The sequence below is a fragment of the Bacillus sp. LBA3-1-1.1 genome (assembly GCF_040676495.1).
GTDB classification, from domain to species: domain Bacteria; phylum Bacillota; class Bacilli; order Bacillales; family Bacillaceae_G; genus Bacillus_A; species Bacillus_A nitratireducens.
Genome location: NZ_JBEGIB010000012.1, coordinates 244,235 through 264,811, shown reverse-complemented (window position 1 = coordinate 264,811; position 20,577 = coordinate 244,235). Strand labels below are relative to the sequence as shown.

Below are 20,577 nucleotides of genomic sequence, written 5' to 3'. Positions count from 1 at the left end.
TTATTCCCCTCCCCGCTTTAAACTGCACTCCGGTAAACAAACGACGAACTTACAACCTTCACCAATTTCCCCATCTTCCAATCTCACTTCTCCTCCGAGCTCAGTTACCATTTCGTTTATGTAAGAAAGCCCAATTCCTGTAGATGGTGTTCCTGTTTGATCATACTTCGAAGTAAATCCTGGCTTAAATACTAGTTTTTTATATTTTTGCGCAATACCAGGCCCATCGTCAATTACTTCAAAAAATATACGTTTATCAAGTTTATATAACTTAATAATAATAGCGCCACTATTCTCAATTGCTTCAACCGCATTTGCAACTAAATTATTAAAAATGGATAAGACTGTATACACATGATATTCTGCATGCTCACCTTCTATATGTTTAGAAAAACGTATATCTTTTTCTAACATGTCAGCGTACTTCTCATTTATTCTCACAATCATTTCTGCAAGCTCATGTCCTTCTACATACTCAGCTACATTTTTATCTAATAATAGTTTAGATAGTCCAGCAAAAATCCTTTGATTATCCTTTTTTATTTCGTGCACTTCTCCCGCTATTTTTAATGCTGTTTTACCATTCGAATCATCGTTCGCTTGTAAATCCCGATATAATTGATACGCTTCTTGTGTAATTAACTCCGCATTTTGCAACGTTTTTTTCAAATGAACAGACTCTACATATAAATTAGAAAGGTGCATCAACATTTTCTCATTTTCTTTTCGAACTTGTGATTCTTTTAACTTCGTTTCATATAAATTCATCATATTTAAAAAACCAAGCGCAAAGAAACTACGAAAAATAGCAATAATGATTAGTTTATTCACTTCAGAAACGGTTATTGTTGTCCCGAGCACTAACATATGATAAAACGCAAGTTCTGACATACTAGCGATAATTTCAATTGTAATTCCAAGGCATCCTATAACAATTGGCTTCTGATGGAATTTATTCACCCTACAAATCGAAAAAAGACTTCCATAAATAAAATAATAAAAGAAAACGGGATAGCGCAAATAAAATGATTCTGTCATATGAAATGACCCTTGCAATACCCAATCGAGACACACACGGAATAAGACCACAGATATACCAACAAGAATACCTGCAGCAGCTGCTGGTATTCTTCTTAAAAATAGTAATAAAAAGAAGAAAAGCGGTGTCCCGAAGCTAACGCGAAACGTATCGTTGAAAGGATGAAAATTCAGCTCTCCAGCAATCGGAACAACAACCATTAATATAATTATAAGATACATATCTTTCTTCCATAATTGATTCCAATTCAAAGGTGTCACTTCCTATGCTTTTTTTCAATAGTAAAAGTGAAAGCCCGCTTATAATTATAAACGGGCTTTATTCCTATATTCTAACCTTTTCTACCGCTTTTATTTGGCGATACTCCGGTTCCCATATTGCTTCTTTCACTGCAATCTTGATATCGTTATCACTTAATTTCTCCCTAGCAACACCTTCTGCAACTGCAACTTTCGCTACTTCAATTGCAACCATTTCCGAGATATTACGTAACTCTTCAACTTCTGGTAAGATAGGTGCTCCTGGCTGACTTGCATCTACCATACTTGCAACTGCTTCAGCAGCTGCTGCGAACATACCATCAGTCATGACGCTTGCACGAACAACAATTGTACCAAGACCTAGTCCCGGGAAAATAAGTGCGTTATTTGACTGCCCAATCACATACGTTACACCGTTATATGTAACTGGTTCAAATGGACTTCCTGTTGCAACTAACGCTCTTCCTTCTGTCCACTCGATTAAATCTGCTGGTTTCGCTTCAGCAAGTGGCGTGGGATTCGACATTGGTAATATAATTGGTCTCTCTACATGAGAAGCCATTTCTTTAATAATTTCCTCTTTAAATGCGCCGGCAACAGTAGATGTACCGATTAAAATTGTCGGTTTTACATGTTTCACAACTTCAGCAAGTCCGATCACACCATTTTGTTTCCACTCACTTACTTCAGCTTCTTTTCTTGCATACGGAATTTGGAAATCAAGAAGATCTTCCATATTATCTGTAACTAACCCGTTACGGTCGATACACCAGAAACGATTATGAGATTCTTCGTCTGATAAGCCGACGCGGACCATTGCATCTCTTACTTGGTCTGCGATACCGATTCCAGCTGTACCAGCACCAAACACAACTACACGGTGTTCACTTAATGGTACACCAGAAGCTTTCACTGCCGATAATACTGCAGCAAGTGAAACTGCACCTGTACCTTGAATATCATCATTAAATGTACAAACGTCATGACGATATTTATCTAAAATTTTTCGTGCATTTCGAGAACTGAAGTCTTCCCAATGTAAAAGCGCTTTCGGGAACTTATTGCCTACTGCTTGTACAAATGTATCAATAAATTCATCGTAAGCTTCACCAGTTACACGTGGATGACGATTTCCAATATAAAATGGATTATTTAATAGTTCCTCACGATTTGTACCTACATCTAAAATTACTGGTAACACACGACTAGGATCGATTCCAACTGCGGCCGTATATACAGCTAACTTTCCGATCGCGATGTTAATACCACCAACACCCCAGTCACCAATTCCTAATATACCTTCTCCATCTGTTACAACAACTAAATCAATATTCTCAGCTGTTGCACCGATATTTGCAAATGCTTCTTCAATACCTGAAGGATCATTAACTGATAAATAAACACCGCGTGGTTTACGATATTCATGGCTATATCTTTGAATTGCTACACCAACAGTAGGTGTATATACGATTGGTAACATTTCACGTAAATGATTTGTTAAAATACGATAAAATAACACTTCATTTCGATCATGTAACGCTGTTAAGTATACATTCTTTAATAAATCATCCGGCTGAGAACAGAATTGCTCATACGCTCTACGTGCTTGTTCATCTAGCGTTAAAACTGCTGGCGGTAATAACCCTTTTAAACCTAATTCTTCTCTTTCTTCTTGCGTGAAAGCTACCCCTTTATTTAAAAGTGGTGTTGATAATACTTCTACTCCTCTTAATGTCGTTTCTAATGAACCATTAGAAGCCACTGTAAACTTACTCATAACATCCCTACCTCTATTCATATATAGCATTTCTATATTGTAAACAAAAAAGAGGGGATTGTCCCCCTCTTCTTTTAATTTTTCTTTAAAAGAGTTGCTCCTGCAATCCCTGGGTGTGTCATTTCGAATGGATCTAGAATTAACTCTAATTCTTCTTGTGACAATACACCATTTTTCACACATAGTTCTCGAACGGATTGCCCTGTCGCAATTGCTTCTTTCGCAACGCGAGCTGCTGCTTCATAGCCGATATGAGGGTTCACGGCTGTAATAATTCCTACACTCTTCTCAACATACTCTTTTAAGCGATCTTCATTCGCTTCAATTCCTTTTAAGCAATTATCTGTAAAGGCACGGAAACCGTTATTCATAATGCTAATAGATTGAAGTAAGTTGAAAACAAGTACTGGTTCCATAACATTTAATTCTAATTGTCCTGCTTCTGAAGCAAGACAAATTGTATGGTCGTTACCAATTACTTGGAACGCAATTTGATTAATTACTTCTGGCATAACAGGGTTTACTTTACCTGGCATAATAGATGAACCTGGTTGACGAGCTGGTAGCATAATTTCCGCTAATCCAACGCGTGGACCTGATGCCATTAAACGAAGGTCGTTCGCAATTTTAGACATATTCATCATACATACTTTTAATGCCGCTGACACTTCAGTATACGCATCAGTATTTTGCGTCGCATCTACTAAATCTTCTGCACCAACAAGTGGTAGTTCACTAATTGTAGCTAAATGTTTTACAACTGCTTCAATATATTCTGGATCTGCATTTAAGCCTGTTCCTACTGCAGTTGCTCCCATGTTTACTTCATATAAATGTTGACGTGATTGCTGAATTCGTTTCATATCACGTTCAAGTACACGAGAGTACGCTTTGAATTCTTGTCCAAGACGAATCGGCACAGCATCTTGTAAATGCGTACGACCCATTTTAATAACATGGTCGAACTGTTCTGCTTTTAATTCAAATACATCATGCATATAACCCATCGTTTGTAATAAGCCTTCTAATGCATTTAATGTTGCAATATGAATCGCTGTTGGGAATGCATCGTTTGTTGATTGTGCCATATTTACATGACTGTTTGGACTAATATAATGATAGTCTCCCTTTTCCATTCCTAATAATTCAAGAGCGCGATTGGCAATGACTTCATTTGCGTTCATGTTCATTGAAGTTCCTGCACCGCCTTGAATTGGATCAACGATGAAATGATCATGCCATTTTCCATCAAGGATTTCTTGTGATGCTTCTGCGATAGCACCACCTTTTTTCAATTCCAATCTTCCTACATCTGTATTAGCAAGTGCTGCTGCTTTTTTAACAATTGCGAACGCTTTAATTAAGCCTTCATGAATTTTGTATCCTGTAATTGGGAAGTTTTCTACTGCACGCATAGTTTGTACGCCGTAGTACGCATAATTTGGCACTTCTTTTTCACCTAAAAAATCTTTTTCAATTCGTACTCCATTTTTAACTTCAGTTAATGTTGCCATGACTTTTCACTCCTTAACGATTTCTTATGCTGCTTTTGTTTGGTTGACTGTTTCTACATATTGTTTTGCTTTCTCATTGTCGAATTCGCCTTCCCACTTCGACATAACAATGGCAGCTAATGCATTTCCTAATACATTGACAGCTGAGCGAATCATATCTAAAATACGGTCAATTCCCGCAATTAATGCGATACCTTCTAACGGTAAGCCCATTGATCCTAACGTCGCTAATACAACAACGAATGATGCACCTGGAACTCCCGCCATACCTTTGGATGTTAACATGAGAACGAATAATAACGTTATTTGCTCCGTCAGTGACATGTGTACACCGTACATTTGTGCAACAAATAATGCCGCTAACGCTTGATAAATAGCTGACCCAGTCAAGTTAAATGTATAACCTGTCGGAATTACGAAAGAGGCAACTGCCTTTGGACAACCGAACTCTTCCATTTTTCTCATTATATTAGGTAAAACAGCTTCTGAACTTGCTGTCGTAAATGAAAGAATAAGTTCTTCTTTTAAAATTTTCATTAATGTAAAAATGTTTACTCCAACCATTCGCGCATTAATACCTAATACAATCACAACGAATAGTATAACAGTTACGTATACAGCTAGCACTAGTTTTCCTAAAGGAAGTAGTGTGGCTACACCAAATTTTGCAACCGTAACAGCAATTAATGCGAATACACCAAATGGTGCAAATTTCATAACTTGATTTGTGACCCAAAACATCGCTTCGAGTACACCTTCGAAAAAGTTAAAGACAGGCTTTCCTTTTTCTCCAATTGCCGCAACTCCTAAACCGAATAGTACTGAGAAGAATATAATCGGTAATAAATCACCTTGTGCGATAGATTCAAATACGTTTTTCGGTACAATGTGAACAATCGTTTCAGCAAAACCTTTCTTCTCTGTTGCATCTGCTGTTTGTTTATAAGAAGAAATATCACTTTGCTGCAAATTATTCATATCAACGCCAGTACCTGGCTGGAATATATTCGCTGCAATTAATCCCATTAAAATAGCAATTGTCGTAATAATTTCGAAATAAAGAATTGTTTTCCCGCCTAGTTTCCCAAGCTTTTTCATATCTCCTACACCAGCTACCGCAACAATTAATGCTGAAATAACAATCGGCACTACAATCATCTTAATTAAATGAATAAATATATCCCCAACTGGTGTGATATAAGAAATCGCCGTTTTATTGCCATAAAAGATTGCCCCTACTACAATCCCTAAAACAAGTGCGACAAAAATTTGTGTTGCCAATCCGAATTTTTTCATTTATGTTCATCCCCTTTTATGCGAACGCTTTCATTTAGTATTTATAAAAGCTTACTCACACATCATATAGGCGAACCTACAAAATCATACAAAAACCTACAAGTTCGTCACAAAAAATTCAAATATTTTTCTTCAATTTTTCATTGACACCATTTTGTTAAAAAGCGATAAAATATACTTGATAAGTAATCAGATTGTTTTGTATAATCGAAAAGATATACACTTACAATAAATCGAAATGAAAAGGAGTGGATGGTATGAAAAATTATGTACAGAAATTCAGCCTATCTTCTTCTTTTCTTTTTCATTTTCTCAGTAAGGAACAAGGGCATTCGCCTTTGTTCCTTTTTTATTGCCATTTATATAGGGGGAATTGTTATGAAACCATATAAACGCGTCTTAATTAAACTAAGCGGTGGCGCGCTTGCTGATCAATCAGGAAATAGCTTTAACTCCAAACGGTTAGAACATATCGCAAACGAAATAATATCCATTATTGATCTAGACATCGAAGTATCCATTGTCATCGGCGGCGGTAACATTTTCAGAGGTCATCTAGCTGAAGAATGGGGAATTGATCGTGTAGAAGCTGATAATATCGGTACGCTAGGTACGATTATTAACAGCTTAATGCTTCGCGGCGTTTTAACAAGTAAAACAGATAGAGAAGTACGCGTTATGACTTCCATCCCTTTTAATGCAGTAGCTGAACCTTATATTCGCTTACGTGCAGTACATCATTTAGATAACGGTTATGTCGTCATATTCGGTGGTGGTAACGGGCAACCATTCGTTACAACAGACTATCCAAGTGTACAAAGAGCCATTGAAATGAATAGCGACGCCATTTTAGTCGCAAAACAAGGAGTCGACGGCGTCTTTACAAGTGATCCGAAACATAATAAATCAGCGAAAATGTATCGAAAACTGAACTATAACGATGTTGTTAGGCAAAACATACAAGTAATGGATCAAGCGGCTTTATTGCTTGCTCGAGATTATAATTTACCGGCACACGTCTTTAACTTTGATGAGCCTGGCGTTATGAAAAGAATTTGTTTAGGTGAACATGTTGGGACATTGATTAATGATGATGTTTCGATGCTTGTGCATGAAAAATAGTATTTTCCATTAACGAAGGGTGCCTTTTATAGACACCCTTCGTTAATCATCACAAATAAAAATCAACCCATCCAACTACTTTCTCTTTACAACGCTCCCAGAAAGATAAGTTGTCAAAAAATGTTTCTGTCATCTCTTTCGAATCACCAATGTCTTGCGTTAACGCCTCATTCACTTGTGCTATGATAGGTCCACCATGAATATACAAATTCATCTCATCATTAATATAAAAGCTACGTGCAGTTATGTTCGTTGTACCGATAACAGTTAATTCATTATCAATAAGCATTAACTTTCCATGAAACATCCCTTTTTTATAACCATACACAGTAATCCCGTTTTTAACAGTTTGACGGATGTAAGGATATGCCGCCTCTTTAATAAGAGGTATATCCGGTTTATATGACCAAAGTATTTTCACTGTAACACCACGTTTTTGCGCCGCAATTAAAGCATTCATTAACTCTTTATTCTTCGCTATAAAATAAGGCGTTGTAATTACGATTGAATGTTTCGCTTGTTTGATTAACTCTATATACTTTTCAGCGACGTGGTGCCCATTGTAACTAGTCATCGTATGTAATGTGTTCCCTTTACTGGCTTTATTCGTACTTCTCTTTATATCTTCTTTCGTATCTCGCTTCCAATCTAAAGCAAATTGTTCCTCTAAATCTTTTGCTCCTTCTCCTCTTATCCTTACATGATAGTCACGCCAATATCCAAATCGCTTATCTTTCCCTAAGTACTCATCTCCTATATTAAAACCACCTGTATATCCAATCTCCCCATCCATCGTCGTAATACGCCGATGATTACGATGGTGAAGTGAATAAAATCCGAATGGCAATTCAGGTTTTCTACTATATGTAAAATGTACACCACTTTCCCGCAATTCATTTTTCATCTTTCTTTCAAATGATAAATCATTAATGCGATCAACCGATAAATAGACATTTACTCCTTCTTTCGCCTTCTCTTTTAATAAGTTTAAAAAGGTATGGCTACTTTTATCATCCGACAAAATAAAAAAATACGTGTAAATAGATTGCTTCGCTTCTCTTATATCAGTAAATAATTGTTTATAAAACGACTTCCCTTCTACATATAATTGAAAGTCACTATAATGAGGTGCATACTCTGTCGGCATATTTTTCCCGGCTTCCATTTTCCTACCTAAAGTAACATCGATATGCATCCAAATTAAAATAAAAACGAAAATAGCAATAATAATAGAAGTAACTCGCAATATCTTTTTAATCATTTTGATTTCCTTCCGCTCATATTACTTACTATTTCGTAGTGTTTCATTAAAGTATGTTTTCATACAAAATGTATTTCTTACTTTTTGTCGGATGTTAAAAACTTAAAGGAGAGCAGACTATGAAAAGAGCAAAAACTCCTATTATTTTTATCCCAGGTCTTTTCGGTTCAATGAGTAATATTATTATTCCTGGTACCGGTAATTGGAACTTTGGGCTTTCTTCGTTTATTTATGAACCATTCATTATGATGTTAGAAAGTATCGGCTATGAACGAAATAAAAACTTGTTTATCTGTTTTTATGACTGGCGTCAGCGTATTGCTTTTTCCACTCAAAAATATTTATTAAAAACAATTGCCTATGTTAAAATTTTTACAGGTTGCGACAAACTAAATTTAGTTTGTCATAGTATGGGCGGGCTTCTTGCACGTTCTTACGTTCAAAGTGAAGAATATGAAAATGATGTGGAGCAACTTATTATACTCTGTACACCAAACACTGGATCTCCCCCAAATTATAGTTATTGGACTGGAGGTGGTCTCCCAGTACATGCATCTTCTAAAATAAATATCGTTCATTTTTATATGGAACAATACATTCACTACTTAAGCACCATTTATAAAATCAATAAAGTTGAAGCGATACACCTTTACTTTCCAGGATTACAAGATGTTATTCCTTGTAAAGATTACGGAAATTATTTATTTATAAGATCTAGCTCTTCTATTACATTTCTTCCTTATAACAAGATGAAAACGAAAAACCCTTTCCTCGATACATTAAATGAAAATAGATTTATTATAGAGAAAAGAAATATTGAAACTACACTCATTGCAGGAGATGGAGTGGAAACAATTCAATATTTACAAGTCGTCCCTTCACATTTCAAACTAGAATGGGCAGATGGAAAAGTCGTCGGTGATATACTAACAAAGCATGGTGACGGTAACGCTGTTGTACATAGCGTTTTTCTTTTAGATGGCAATAAATATGTTGTGCATGGTTCACATAATGAAGTGCTCTATAAAAGTATCCCTATATTACAAAAGACACTCTAAATTACGAACAAAAAAAGGCGTGGCATTACGCCACACCTTTTTTCATTAAACAAAATTCCTCGCATCATTATTTCTTCCAAACTTATAAATAGCAATTAAGAAGAATGCTACCGCAAAGGCGACTAAGATTAAAATATTTAAATACAAATCTGAAATTGGAATTCCTTGTTGTAGTTTTGATACTGTGTCTAATAGCCATCTCTGCGGAAGAAAATCAGCTACTTTTTGTACCGCTTTTGGCATAATGTCATACGGAAAATAACATCCAGCCAGTAAACATGTCGGTACAATAATCATATTTTGCAGTGCATTTGCTGATGCTGAGTTTTTCGAAAAAGCGACAAGGACTAACGATATTCCAATCGCTATTAAAGCAAATAGCATGAGTACACCAATCATCACTATGAAAGGCATATTGATATTTGTATGAAAAACATTCGTTAGGAATAAGATTGTAATCAGAATTTGTACTGTTAATAGCATCATATTTACCCCGACATTAGATAATATGAATTTCTTCCCATCTATCGGCGTTGATAAGAGTCTAAAATACGTTCTATTTTCTTTTTCTTTTAAAATATAACCTGATAAGTTCGCTGCTGAAAATAGCATAAACATAATAAGATAACCCATCGTTTGGTTTGTCATATCTTTATTTTTCGAAGTATCTTCTAGCGTCTCCGTTTTCATTTTAAATGAACCTTTTTGATATCCTGCGTACATACTATCAAATGCACTTTGATCTGTTCCTGCCACTTTACTAATAGCTGCTACATTATCAATATAGTTGTATATATATGATTTTATAAATCCTGTTACTTGATCACCTTTAATCGATGAAATTTCAATATGAGCTGGTTTCCCTTCTCGAACACTTTTTGAAAAACCAGAATCTAATGTAATAACTCCATCAAGTTTTTTGGAAGTGAGTTTATCTTCTACTTCAGATTCTTTAATTTCACTTACCTTTACATGATTTAATCCTTCTAAAAATTTCACCGTATCATTTGCTATAGATTGATTTTCTTTATTTATAACCCCGATATTTAACGTCCCTTGCCCCACATTCCCATACATTGAGAAGGAGATTAGTGTTCCGATTATCGGCAAACTAATAATAATGAATAACCCTTTTTTATTTTTCAAAAGTACAGATAACGTTTTTTGTATGAGCCATAAAATATCTTTCATACTATAGCCCCTCCCGTCTACGTAATGCAATAATTGCAATTAATAAAAAGAGTGCCGAAATGCCAAGATTTAAAGATATTACCGGCAGTGCTGCTCCTACATCATTTGCATAAATAATTTTCATAATAGCTGTGTTTGCCCACGTTAATGGTGATAAATTCGTAACGAAATTTTCTTCTATTACGAAATATGCACCACCAAAAATAGATGCTAATTGCACAATAACCATAATAATCGCTCTAGATGATTCCGGTGTTTTTGTAATATATCCGATTCCTAAACCGAAGCTAATTGCTAGGAAGATTTGTGTTAATAAAATAAGAAATATGATTCCAAGATGGTCGCCCCAATTCGCTTGAAAAACAAATTTACTAAATAACATGACGAGTAATATGCACAGAGCATTTGCTACTAGGCTACCAAGTACTTTTCCAATGAATATTTCAGCCTTACTTATAGGTGCAGCAATGAGGCGATCTCCTGTTTTACGTATTCGTTCTCCTCGAATTAAAGAACTCGCTCCCATCGCAGCATATAGTGCAATCATCGTTGTCATTACAACCGCATAGTAATCCATAGAACCTGGTTTTTGTGCAGCTTGTAAAGATGTTTCTTTTATATAATCATTATGATTTCCGTTTGAAATAACTGTGCTCACCTTACTAGGATCTATTTTTGCAACTTCGACCGCTACATTATACTTATCAACAAATGTTGTAAGCATACCTTCCACAATACTTCCCTCAATACTACTTTTGTCACTTCCGTAAAATTTTGCACCATCTTTATTTAATTCTACATAAGCAGCATATTTATTTTGCTTCACTTCTTCTTTCCCATCTATACTGCCGGAAGCTTTTTTAAAATGAATACCCGATTTATCGACTTCTTTCGTAAATGCTTCGAACGATTGAGAAAATGTGCTACTCGCTTCATCTTTGTAGAGCACTTGTATATCTTTAATCGCTTGACTATCGCTATCAAATGCATTCGTTAACGCTGTTCCTAACACAAGCATAAGTACAATCGGAAATGCTAACATAAAAACTAAAGTTCTTACGTCCCTGAAATCTCTTTTAATATGCATAACTGCAATATTGAAGATGTTCAATTGATGAACCTCCCTTTACCTTTTCTTCATTTACCTTTTATTTATCTCGTAAGTTTCTTCCAGTCAACGTAAGGAATACTGTTTCTAAGTTCGGGGCCTGCTCCTCTAACGAACGAATTTCAATGTCATGATTAATGAAATGCTGAATAATTTTATTTAAATTATTTACTCCTGCATCCGAGTTTACTTTAATTACGTTCTCTTCAATTTGAACAGCTTTCACACCGTTTATCTCTTTTAATTTTTCTACATCTAAATTTTCTACTGATTTCACCTCAACCCAAATATCTTTCGTATCGGTAATAATCGCTTTTAACTGTTCTTTCGTGCCTTCTGCAATTACTTTACCGTGATCTACAATTGCTATTTTTGTACAAATCTCTTCTACTTCTTCCATGTAGTGGCTCGTGTAAATAATGGTACTTCCCATTTCATTTAATTTTCGAACAGACTGGAGAATATAGTTTCTTGACTGTGGATCAATTCCAACTGTCGGCTCATCCATAATAATTAACTTCGGTCTATGAGCGATTGCACAAGCGATATTCAGTCTTCGTTTCATCCCGCCAGAAAAGTTTTTCGGGTAACTTTTCTGCTTATCACTAAGCCCTACAAATTGAAGTGCTTCCTCTACTCTCGCTTTTAGCTCAGCTCCTCTTAACCCGTACAATCCAGCAAAGAATTTCACATTTTCATAGGCAGTTAACTCTTCATAAATCGCAATATCTTGCGGAACGATACCGATGTTCATTTTGGCAAATCGATTATGTTTCTTTATATTTTTTCCTAGTATGCTAATTTCACCTTCATTACTTCTTAACAACCCAGCAATCATATTTATCGTTGTACTCTTACCAGCACCATTTGATCCTAAAAAGCCAAATATCTCTCCTTCTTTAATAGATAAAGACATATTATCTACCGCGATGAAATCACCAAATTTTTTCGTTAAATTTTTAATTTCTAATGTATTCATCATTTCACCCCTATTTCAGTTTCTCTGCTATTCATTATAAACAAAAAAAATGAACCTGCTCAGTGCAGAAGTTCACTCTTTTCACATGAGAATATTCACTTTTTTCATATGAGATGATTCATCCCTCATATCGGCAACAACATCGTTACTGAAAAACCACTTGTTCCATCTACAATGATTTTACCGTTTATAGACGCTGTTCGCTCCTCCATCCCCATAATACCGAGGCCTTTCTTAACGAGAGTTGCACCTTTTCCGTTATCCTTCACTTGCACTTTCACCATCTTATTAAGTACATGAATATCGATTGAAATGACTGTCGCATCAGCATATTTCATCGCGTTCGTTAGTGCCTCCGTAATATTTTCACCGATAATCTTCCACTGAATTGGAGAAATCATATCCAAATTCCCTTTATATACGAAAGGAATATTTATATCATGCTTACCGGCAAATTCCTCTATGAATAATTTCATACGATGAATACCAATTTGCTCTGTTGGTGGCTTCATATTTTTTAATGTAACCCGAATACTTTCAATTCCATCTTTCGAAATATGAATTGCATTTTGTAATAACTCGGCAGATTTTTCTTTATCTATCCCCATTAACCTCTTTGCTGCTTCCATTTGAATTAGCGCACCTGTCATCGAGTGACCGATTTTATCATGAATTTCTTGTGATAACCGATTTCTCTCTTCTAACTTAAATGTGTACTCCGATTGCCTTATGTACTCTTTATTTTCATTTAGGCTTTTCGTCAGTCGCTGCATATCTTTTCGCATCTTATCATTTTGTGATTCAAGCTTTAATACACGCGATATATACCGTTCTGCCATAGTTAATACGATGAAAGAAAATGCAACAATTAATCCATATGTCATTCGAATACTTTCTTCTGTAAAGATAATAGGAATCATCATAATGATAAAAAGCTGCCATTTCTTCTCTATATAATGAAATATAATTTCATATAAGTTCAATGGTAAAAACAAAATAAAAAACGGATGAACCTTCCATGTAAATAACATAACTACGCCAATTGACACACAAGTTAATATGTTTTTGTACGTATCTTTTTTAAATATGGAGATCAGCACGTTTACAGAAAGATATAAAAGCAAAGTAAGTATAATCCATGGTAAGTTCGCGACATTTAAATAAATGTAACTAAACACAATATATATAAAGACAATTAATTTACTTACAGTTAACCAAAATTCCATAACATTAATCTACTTTCCCTGTTAAGTAATAAATCGCAATTTGTGTGCGATGTTCTAGTCCAGTTTTCCCTAAAACTGATGTAATATAATTTGCAATCGTTCCTTCAGATATGAAAAGTTGCTTCGAAATTTCTTTATTTGAGAAACCTTTCGCAATTAATGCGATAATACTAAGCTCTCTTTCTGTGAAAAGGCTCTTATCAATTTTAGATTCTTCCTCTTTACTTTCCATTAAATTAGACTTAATTTTATCAAGTACTACATCTTGCATAACAGTTTGACCGTTATATACTCCTTTTATTGCATCGCGGATACGCTCTGGATCGTTATTTTTTAACAAATAACCTTTCGCCCCGTTTTTTACTGCATCCAAAATATATTCATCATCATCAAACGTCGTTAAAATGAGAGGCTTCGTTTTCGTCTCTTCACAAATTATTTTCGTCGCCTCTACCCCGTTCATGTTTGGCATACGAACATCTAAAAGCGCAATATCAACTTCATACTTTTTACAATACGCTACAGCTTCTTTTCCATCATTTACGGTATCTAATACTTCGAACTCTTCATATGTATTTAAAATAATTTTCATACCTTCTCTAATAAAAGAATTATCATCGGCTATTAATATTTTAATTTTCATGTTTGTTAGTATGGACCTTATCCTACTAACATTCACATCCTTTCTCCATGTAGCATTTCCTCTTTGCTCATTATATACTTCTCTTTACCATTTTTTCACACCTTTTTTCATATAGCCTCCTTCCTAAAAATATATTATTCTTTTTTTACAACATGTGTAGGGTGACTTATCGTTTCTTACGTCTATATAATAGAATGCGTCAAAAAGGAGGGAGAAAGCGATTGAGGAAAAACAATTAATTGAAAAAGCACAGCAAGGAAGCGAGCATGCTTTTCGTATCCTTGTACAAACATATCGTCATTATATTTTTCAAGTTATCTTTTCTATTTTAAGACATGAAGAAGATGCTAAAGATGTTACACAAGAAGTATTCGTAAAAATTCACAGCTCTCTCCCTAATTATCAATTTCGCGGATTAAAAACGTGGATGGCACGTATTGCCACCAATCACGCTATTGATTATAAAAGGAAGAAAGCTAGAGAACACGAAGAACTCTCCTTATGTAAAGAAACTGAGGAAAATATAAAATCCTCTCATAACATTGAAGCTTTACTATTGACGAAAGAACAAAAATTATTGATTGCTCAAAAACTAAGAGAACTTCCGGAAAATTACCGTGATGTCGTTCTCGCACATTATTTAGAGGAAAAAAGTTATCAAGAAATTGCTTTTCAGGAAAATATCGAAGTGAAAACAGTCGAAATGAAACTGTATCGGGCAAGAAAATGGATTAAAAAACATTGGAAGGAGGAAGAGTTTCTATGATGCATTATTCAAAAGAAGATTGGCGCAATTATACTTTAGATTTTATAGCAAGCAATGAACGTGAATCTATGGAAGAACACCTTTATGAATGTGATCATTGTTTAGCACTTTATATGGAAAGTATTGATGAACAACATGAAAACCTTCCAATGATAAATGATGATTCATTTACGAACGAAGTTATGACGCAAATTAATTTTGAAACACTACAATCTAATGAAAATATAAAAACAAACTCACTAAAGCGCACGATTATTCACTACATAATTGCAACTGCGGCTACAATCATTTTTATGGTAAGTGGTTTATTCCAATATATTTTCACAGCGACATCTAATTTCGAAAAATCTTCGAAACATAATGAGACTTCTATCTCACAGCAACTTGTAAACAAAGCAGTAGACACATCGAAAAAGGACGGAGGTTTAAAGCATGAATAAAAATCCCTTTTTAGCACTTGTATTAGGGCTAATTCCTGGGCTTGGACATTTATATTTAAAGAGATTCGGACGGTTTATTTTATATAGTGGTGGATCTTTATTACTATTTATTGCAACAGTAGGGTTTACCGTTCTTGGAAATCACCAAATTATTTTTCTCCCTTTATTTTTATTAGCAGTATTATGGGTGATAAATATAATAGACTTAATCATTACAATAATGAAGCAATCACAGAAACAGCAAACTGGAGAAAATCGAGAATCCGTTAAAGAGAGCGAACGATTTTATATCATTCTCCTATCAATTATCCCTGGACTTGGCCATTTCCAATTAGGACTTATGCAGCGAGGACTTACATTTTTAGTAGCTTGTACAGGAATAGGAAGTATGATTATATTCGTTGCACTCTTAACATCTCAAGAAAGTTTCCTTATCTTCCTTATTACGCTACCTGTTTTATGGATTTATAACTTCTTTGATGTTGTTCAACAACTACAGAAAAAAGAACGCGGAGAGCAACTAGATGACCGTACTATTTTCGAAGAGTTTGAAGAGCACCGAGAACAAGGAAAGAAAAATAAAACATTCGCTTCCATTTTAGCAATGTTTCCTGGAGCAGGACATATGTATTTAGGCTTACAGCGCCGTGGTCTTCAGCTTATGGCAGCCTTTTTACTATCTATTTATTTGCTCGACTTATTAAGACTTTCTGCGTTTTTATTTTTAGTACCAATCATTTGGTTCTATAGCTTTTTTGATGCGTTACAACAAACTGCAAAATACGGAAAAGAACGTGTAAATGACGAACCTATCATTGACTATTTTATCAATCATCAAAGATGGATCGGTATTGGGTTAATTACACTCGGTGGTTATTATTTATTAGATCAAACAGTCCTTCCTATTTTGAATGACTATTTTGCAACTATATTTAATATTCATCTTAGCGAACTATATTATCGCTATTTCCAAACATCTATCGTTGCTCTCCTTTTAATTGGTGGCGGCTTTAAATTGTTACTTGGAAATAAAGAAAACAAAGGTGGTACAAACGAATGAGAACATGGCGCGTTGGAACATTCTCAATGGGGCTCTCCATTATTACATTAGGTTGCTTTTTACTATTTTCAGTCGTAAAAGGAGTTCAAGCATTAGATACATTAACAGCCTGGTGGCCTGTTTTACTTATCATACTTGGCGCTGAAATTTTACTATACCTTCTATTTTCTAAGAAGGAACATTCATTTATTAAATATGATATTTTTAGTATTTTCTTTATCGGAGTTTTAGGAAGTGTTGGAATTGCTTTTTACTGCTTATTATCAACTGGATTGCTAGAAGAAGTTCGTCATTCTATTAACACAACTAGACAAACGAGTAATATTCCAGACGGACAACTTGATATACCTGAATCTATCAAAAAAATCGTAGTGGATGCGGGGCATCACCCTCTAACGATAGAGGGTGATAATACAAATCAAATTCATCTTTTTGGAACATATGAAATGACGACAAAAGCAAATGAAAAACCTAATTTAAAAAGAGATGATTTCCTTTCAGTTCAAACGGCTGGAGAAACGATGTATATAACGTTAAAATCATTACCGGTTCAGCATACGTTATTTAACTCAGCACCACAGGTAAAACCAACACTCGTTCTTCCGCAAAATAAAAATGTAGAAGTTCGTGCTTCAAATAACGAACTATCCCTTTATCCAGGCCAATTACAAAATAATTGGTTTGTACAAGAAAGTTCGAATGTATCTGTTCATTTAGCAAAAGAAAGTGATGTATCTTTAATCGCCGTAACAAACAAAAAAGAAACTCATGGAAACACACCTTGGGAACAAGTAGAAGATTTAACGAAAAAAGAAAATAATTCTTCAGAAGAAAATCCAGAATTAAACGAGCAAGAACATTGGTATAAAAACTCGATAAAAACAGGAAATGGGACGTACAAATTAAATATTGAGAAAGCTTATAATATAAATATGAGTGTCATCGAAAAATAAGAAACCTTCCACAATTGTGGAAGGTTTTTCTTATATAATCGCTTTTATTCCTTCTAAAACTAATCCAATCATAAAACCACAAACAGCCCCGTTTACACGAATCCACTGCAAATCTTTACCGACATTATTTTCAATCATTTCGATTAATGTTTTATCATCTAACTTATCAAGGTTTTCTTGCACAAGCTTTCCAATTTTCGAATGATTCTTTTCAACAATAGTAACAACTTGTTTTTGTAACCAATCTTCTATTTTTTGAACAGTCAGTTCGTCTTCTTTTATTTTATTCATTTGTGTTTGTAAGAATGGAACAACATATTTATCAGCAAATTCTTCATTCTTCACAAAGGTAACTGCCCTTTGTTGTACTTGCTCTAGCATCTCTTTTATTTTTTCAGTAGCATCCCAATTTGCAATCCATTTTTCTTTCCACTTCTCTAATTCCTGTAATAAAGATTCATTTTCTTTTACATTTATAATTTCTTGACGAATCTTCGCTAATATAAGTTGTCTTGTGCTATTATCAGCATCTTGCAAGCTGTTAATATTGCTAATAATAAACTTCTGCAAAATGCCGCCAATTTTATCTTCATCAACAATATTCATAAAAGATTTCAAAGTAAACTGTAGGAATCCATCTACTTTTATGTTTTCCATCGCCTTCATGCCTAAGCTTCCGAGCTGATAACGCGCTTCATCTTGAGCTGTCCAATCTTTCACTTTTACTAATATGTAATCAAGTGTTTTTTCATCATATTCTTGCACTACTAATTGATCCACAAGAACTTGTAATATGTTACTTGTGTTAATTGTATGCAAATATGTTTTTAATTCTTTTTCAATAATAACTGCCAATTTTTCCGTATCTATTTGAAGAATCGCTTTCTCAGCAATTGTTACAATCCCTTTTTTCACAGCATCAGACTGTAACTCTTTCTCAGCAATTTGCAGTACCATTTGCGCTAGCTGCATTTCTTTTAATTTACTTGTAATACTTTCTTTCGTTAGCCATTCGTTTTCTAACGTAGAAACGAGACCCTTTGTTACCCGTTTCCGATTTTTAGGTAATAATGCTGTATGTGGAATTGGAATTCCCAACGGATGACGGAATAAAGCTGTAACCGCAAACCAATCCGCAAGTCCACCAACTAACCCAGCTTCAAATCCCCCTTGAATAATCTCCCCAGCTACCGTTCCTTGAAAAGGGATGGAAGCCGCAAAACCTACGCCCATAACCCCAAGCGAAATACCCGCTATATATTTAGTCTGTAATGACATCGTATACACATCCTCTTATTATGTAAAATAAAGCTTTTTGTTATTTTCATTCGATATTAGCAATCCTTTATATCTATACTATAAAGAACTAGTGCGAAAATAACAAAGAATTTTATGTACATGAAAAAAATGAGGCTGTAAATAGCCTCATTTTTATTTATACGTTAATTCCACACCTGTTTTATAATACCCATTCATCACGTCTTTTGGAACCATACTTCCACCAGTGCCCCACACAATATGAGTACCATCCTTCATCTTCTCTGTTAACTGTTGTTTTTGTAAATATTCATTTTCAGTTTTGCATACATTCAACGGCCCTATCATACCCGCTAACGCAGAAGGCTCTAAATAAATATTTTCAGTATCAGCCAGTTCTTTTAATAATCTATATAACGCTTCATCACTTACTGTGTAATTTCCACTCAAAAATGGTTCCATCGTTTTACCGACAAATCCAGATGGTCTTCCTACTGCAAGCCCATCCGCATCAGTTACATTGTCAATCCCGATATCTTGAACGGCAATTTTATCGTGAAGCCCTGTCATTAAACCGAGTAACATACATGGAGAGTGCGTAGGCTCCGCAAAGAAACAGTGTACGTTGTCTTTATACAATAACTTTAAACCAAATGCTACTCCGCCAGGTCCGCCCCCTACTCCGCACGGAAGATAAACGAATAAAGGGTGCTCTTCATCTACTACAATCTCTAACTCTTCTAATTGTTTTTGTAAACGTGACGCTGCTACTGCGTATCCTAAAAATAAATCATGTGAGTTTTCATCATCAACAAAATAACAGCTAGGATCTGCATCTGCTTGCAGTCTTCCCTCTTCTACTGCTTTACTATAATCAGCTTCATATTCAATAACGTTTACACCTTTACTTCTTAATAAATCTTTTTTCCATTCTTTTGCGTCTGCTGACATATGGACCGTCACATTAAAACCTAATTTCGCACTCATAATCCCAATGCTAAGCCCTAAATTTCCAGTAGAACCTACTGCAATTGAATACTTCGCAAAAAAACCTCTAAATCTATCACTATCTAAAATTGAATAATCGTCTTCCTCTGTTAACATTCCATGCTGAAGTGCCAGTTGCTCTGCATATTTCAACACTTCATAAATGCCGCCTCTAGCTTTAATTGATCCTGATATCGGAAGCCCGCTATCACATTTTAATAGTAATTCCCCTAAAATAGGTTGCCCATAATTTTTCTCTAAAGATTGTTTCATAGAAGAGATTTTCACTAAAGGTGATTCTATAATACCGCCCGTTTCTTTCGTTTCAGGAAATACTTTCGCAATATATGGTGCAAAACGCTTTAATCTCTCTTCCGCGTCTTTTACATGCTCTTCATTAAGTGGCGAATTTTTTATTGCTGTTTCATACTTTTCCATATTCGGGTTTATCCAAAATACTTCTTCTGTTGCGATTAAGTTATTTACTAGTGGATATTGCTCTTTTAATGCCTCTATCTCCTTCATTCCTCTTCCTCCTCATATCCTTGTAGCTAGCCATATAATAAATTATAATTAAATTAATTTTAATATAGTTTAACATAAATAATTCATTTTAGTTAATTTTAATTTAATTTATTTA

Annotated in this window: 18 protein-coding genes; 6 read left to right on the top strand and 12 right to left on the bottom strand. The window is 34.7% G+C overall.

Annotated features, from left to right (window positions below; genetic code table 11):
• From MRBLBA3_RS12350 to MRBLBA3_RS12335, 4 genes are all read right to left on the bottom strand, one after another.
• Positions 1-1,299 (bottom strand): ATP-binding protein, encoded by a 1,299-nt coding sequence (locus tag MRBLBA3_RS12350; RefSeq protein WP_363381457.1) that lies wholly within the window; start codon positions 1,297-1,299, stop codon positions 1-3.
• A gap of 64 nt (positions 1,300-1,363) precedes the next feature.
• Complete coding sequence (malS, locus tag MRBLBA3_RS12345; RefSeq protein ID WP_363381455.1) at positions 1,364-3,076, bottom strand: oxaloacetate-decarboxylating malate dehydrogenase; 1,713 nt, start codon at positions 3,074-3,076, stop codon at positions 1,364-1,366.
• A 74-nt stretch (positions 3,077-3,150) separates the two neighbouring features.
• Entirely contained in the window at positions 3,151-4,590 is a 1,440-nt protein-coding gene (gene aspA / locus MRBLBA3_RS12340; RefSeq protein WP_000224172.1) for an aspartate ammonia-lyase, read from the bottom strand.
• Positions 4,591-4,614: 24 nt separating this feature from the next.
• Positions 4,615-5,886, bottom strand: coding sequence for a cation:dicarboxylate symporter family transporter (locus tag MRBLBA3_RS12335; protein WP_000713279.1), 1,272 nt, complete (start codon positions 5,884-5,886; stop codon positions 4,615-4,617).
• A gap of 378 nt (positions 5,887-6,264) precedes the next feature.
• Here MRBLBA3_RS12335 and pyrH point away from each other — a divergent pair, with 378 nt between their 5' ends.
• Positions 6,265-7,008, top strand: a complete 744-nt coding sequence (pyrH, locus tag MRBLBA3_RS12330; RefSeq protein ID WP_000806132.1) for a UMP kinase — start codon at positions 6,265-6,267, stop codon at positions 7,006-7,008.
• A 49-nt stretch (positions 7,009-7,057) separates the two neighbouring features.
• On the opposite strand, the gene cls is transcribed toward pyrH, so the two are convergent.
• Positions 7,058-8,269 (bottom strand): cardiolipin synthase, encoded by a 1,212-nt coding sequence (cls, locus tag MRBLBA3_RS12325; protein WP_363381452.1) that lies wholly within the window; start codon positions 8,267-8,269, stop codon positions 7,058-7,060.
• A 119-nt stretch (positions 8,270-8,388) separates the two neighbouring features.
• Here cls and MRBLBA3_RS12320 point away from each other — a divergent pair, with 119 nt between their 5' ends.
• Positions 8,389-9,327 (top strand): esterase/lipase family protein, encoded by a 939-nt coding sequence (locus tag MRBLBA3_RS12320; RefSeq protein WP_328022977.1) that lies wholly within the window; start codon positions 8,389-8,391, stop codon positions 9,325-9,327.
• Between the two features lie 45 nt (positions 9,328-9,372).
• On the opposite strand, the gene MRBLBA3_RS12315 is transcribed toward MRBLBA3_RS12320, so the two are convergent.
• From MRBLBA3_RS12315 to MRBLBA3_RS12295, 5 genes are all read right to left on the bottom strand, one after another.
• Positions 9,373-10,518, bottom strand: a complete 1,146-nt coding sequence (locus MRBLBA3_RS12315; RefSeq protein WP_212090055.1) for an ABC transporter permease — start codon at positions 10,516-10,518, stop codon at positions 9,373-9,375.
• A gap of 1 nt (position 10,519) precedes the next feature.
• Positions 10,520-11,629 (bottom strand): ABC transporter permease, encoded by a 1,110-nt coding sequence (locus MRBLBA3_RS12310; RefSeq protein WP_212090053.1) that lies wholly within the window; start codon positions 11,627-11,629, stop codon positions 10,520-10,522.
• A 37-nt stretch (positions 11,630-11,666) separates the two neighbouring features.
• On the bottom strand, positions 11,667-12,605 hold the full coding sequence (locus MRBLBA3_RS12305; protein ID WP_363381449.1) for an ABC transporter ATP-binding protein: 939 nt from the start codon (positions 12,603-12,605) through the stop codon (positions 11,667-11,669).
• Positions 12,606-12,730: 125 nt separating this feature from the next.
• On the bottom strand, positions 12,731-13,831 hold the full coding sequence (locus MRBLBA3_RS12300) for a sensor histidine kinase (protein WP_212090050.1): 1,101 nt from the start codon (positions 13,829-13,831) through the stop codon (positions 12,731-12,733).
• Between the two features lie 4 nt (positions 13,832-13,835).
• Positions 13,836-14,474 (bottom strand): response regulator transcription factor, encoded by a 639-nt coding sequence (locus MRBLBA3_RS12295; RefSeq protein WP_000694090.1) that lies wholly within the window; start codon positions 14,472-14,474, stop codon positions 13,836-13,838.
• 220 nt (positions 14,475-14,694) lie between these two features.
• Here MRBLBA3_RS12295 and MRBLBA3_RS12290 point away from each other — a divergent pair, with 220 nt between their 5' ends.
• The 4 genes from MRBLBA3_RS12290 to exsE are packed head-to-tail and all read left to right on the top strand — an operon-like array spanning position 14,695 to position 17,693.
• The gene (locus MRBLBA3_RS12290) at positions 14,695-15,240 is read left to right on the top strand and encodes an RNA polymerase sigma factor (RefSeq protein ID WP_306475274.1); all 546 of its coding nucleotides are present in this window, start codon (positions 14,695-14,697) and stop codon (positions 15,238-15,240) included.
• Positions 15,237-15,680 (top strand): hypothetical protein, encoded by a 444-nt coding sequence (locus tag MRBLBA3_RS12285; RefSeq protein ID WP_000972336.1) that lies wholly within the window; start codon positions 15,237-15,239, stop codon positions 15,678-15,680. The genes MRBLBA3_RS12290 and MRBLBA3_RS12285 overlap by 4 nt, the downstream gene beginning before the upstream one ends.
• The gene (locus MRBLBA3_RS12280) at positions 15,673-16,740 is read left to right on the top strand and encodes a hypothetical protein (protein ID WP_363381446.1); all 1,068 of its coding nucleotides are present in this window, start codon (positions 15,673-15,675) and stop codon (positions 16,738-16,740) included. Before MRBLBA3_RS12285 ends, MRBLBA3_RS12280 begins: the two co-directional genes overlap by 8 nt.
• On the top strand, positions 16,737-17,693 hold the full coding sequence (exsE, locus tag MRBLBA3_RS12275) for an exosporium protein ExsE (RefSeq protein WP_212090045.1): 957 nt from the start codon (positions 16,737-16,739) through the stop codon (positions 17,691-17,693). The genes MRBLBA3_RS12280 and exsE overlap by 4 nt, the downstream gene beginning before the upstream one ends.
• A gap of 30 nt (positions 17,694-17,723) precedes the next feature.
• Here the strand turns inward: exsE and MRBLBA3_RS12270 are convergent, their stop codons facing one another.
• On the bottom strand, positions 17,724-18,971 hold the full coding sequence (locus MRBLBA3_RS12270) for a DUF445 domain-containing protein (RefSeq protein ID WP_363381444.1): 1,248 nt from the start codon (positions 18,969-18,971) through the stop codon (positions 17,724-17,726).
• 153 nt (positions 18,972-19,124) lie between these two features.
• Entirely contained in the window at positions 19,125-20,462 is a 1,338-nt protein-coding gene (locus MRBLBA3_RS12265) for a D-serine ammonia-lyase (RefSeq protein ID WP_363381442.1), read from the bottom strand.
• Between the last annotated feature and the right edge of the window lie 115 nt (positions 20,463-20,577).

Excerpts from the sequence above, each read along its gene's own strand:
- MRBLBA3_RS12280 (WP_363381446.1), top strand. The coding sequence starts at position 15,673 with ATGAATAAAAATCCCTTTTTAGCACTTGTATTAGGGCTAATTCCTGGG.
- MRBLBA3_RS12315 (WP_212090055.1), bottom strand. The coding sequence starts at position 10,518 with ATGAAAGATATTTTATGGCTCATACAAAAAACGTTATCTGTACTTTTG.
- MRBLBA3_RS12320 (WP_328022977.1), top strand. The coding sequence starts at position 8,389 with ATGAAAAGAGCAAAAACTCCTATTATTTTTATCCCAGGTCTTTTCGGT.
- MRBLBA3_RS12270 (WP_363381444.1), bottom strand. The coding sequence starts at position 18,971 with ATGTCATTACAGACTAAATATATAGCGGGTATTTCGCTTGGGGTTATG.
- pyrH (WP_000806132.1), top strand. The coding sequence starts at position 6,265 with ATGAAACCATATAAACGCGTCTTAATTAAACTAAGCGGTGGCGCGCTT.
- aspA (WP_000224172.1), bottom strand. The coding sequence starts at position 4,590 with ATGGCAACATTAACTGAAGTTAAAAATGGAGTACGAATTGAAAAAGAT.
- MRBLBA3_RS12295 (WP_000694090.1), bottom strand. The coding sequence starts at position 14,474 with ATGAAAATTAAAATATTAATAGCCGATGATAATTCTTTTATTAGAGAA.
- MRBLBA3_RS12305 (WP_363381449.1), bottom strand. The coding sequence starts at position 12,605 with ATGAATACATTAGAAATTAAAAATTTAACGAAAAAATTTGGTGATTTC.
- MRBLBA3_RS12335 (WP_000713279.1), bottom strand. The coding sequence starts at position 5,886 with ATGAAAAAATTCGGATTGGCAACACAAATTTTTGTCGCACTTGTTTTA.
- MRBLBA3_RS12265 (WP_363381442.1), bottom strand. The coding sequence starts at position 20,462 with ATGAAGGAGATAGAGGCATTAAAAGAGCAATATCCACTAGTAAATAAC.
- MRBLBA3_RS12285 (WP_000972336.1), top strand. The coding sequence starts at position 15,237 with ATGATGCATTATTCAAAAGAAGATTGGCGCAATTATACTTTAGATTTT.
- exsE (WP_212090045.1), top strand. The coding sequence starts at position 16,737 with ATGAGAACATGGCGCGTTGGAACATTCTCAATGGGGCTCTCCATTATT.
- cls (WP_363381452.1), bottom strand. The coding sequence starts at position 8,269 with ATGATTAAAAAGATATTGCGAGTTACTTCTATTATTATTGCTATTTTC.
- MRBLBA3_RS12300 (WP_212090050.1), bottom strand. The coding sequence starts at position 13,831 with ATGGAATTTTGGTTAACTGTAAGTAAATTAATTGTCTTTATATATATT.
- malS (WP_363381455.1), bottom strand. The coding sequence starts at position 3,076 with ATGAGTAAGTTTACAGTGGCTTCTAATGGTTCATTAGAAACGACATTA.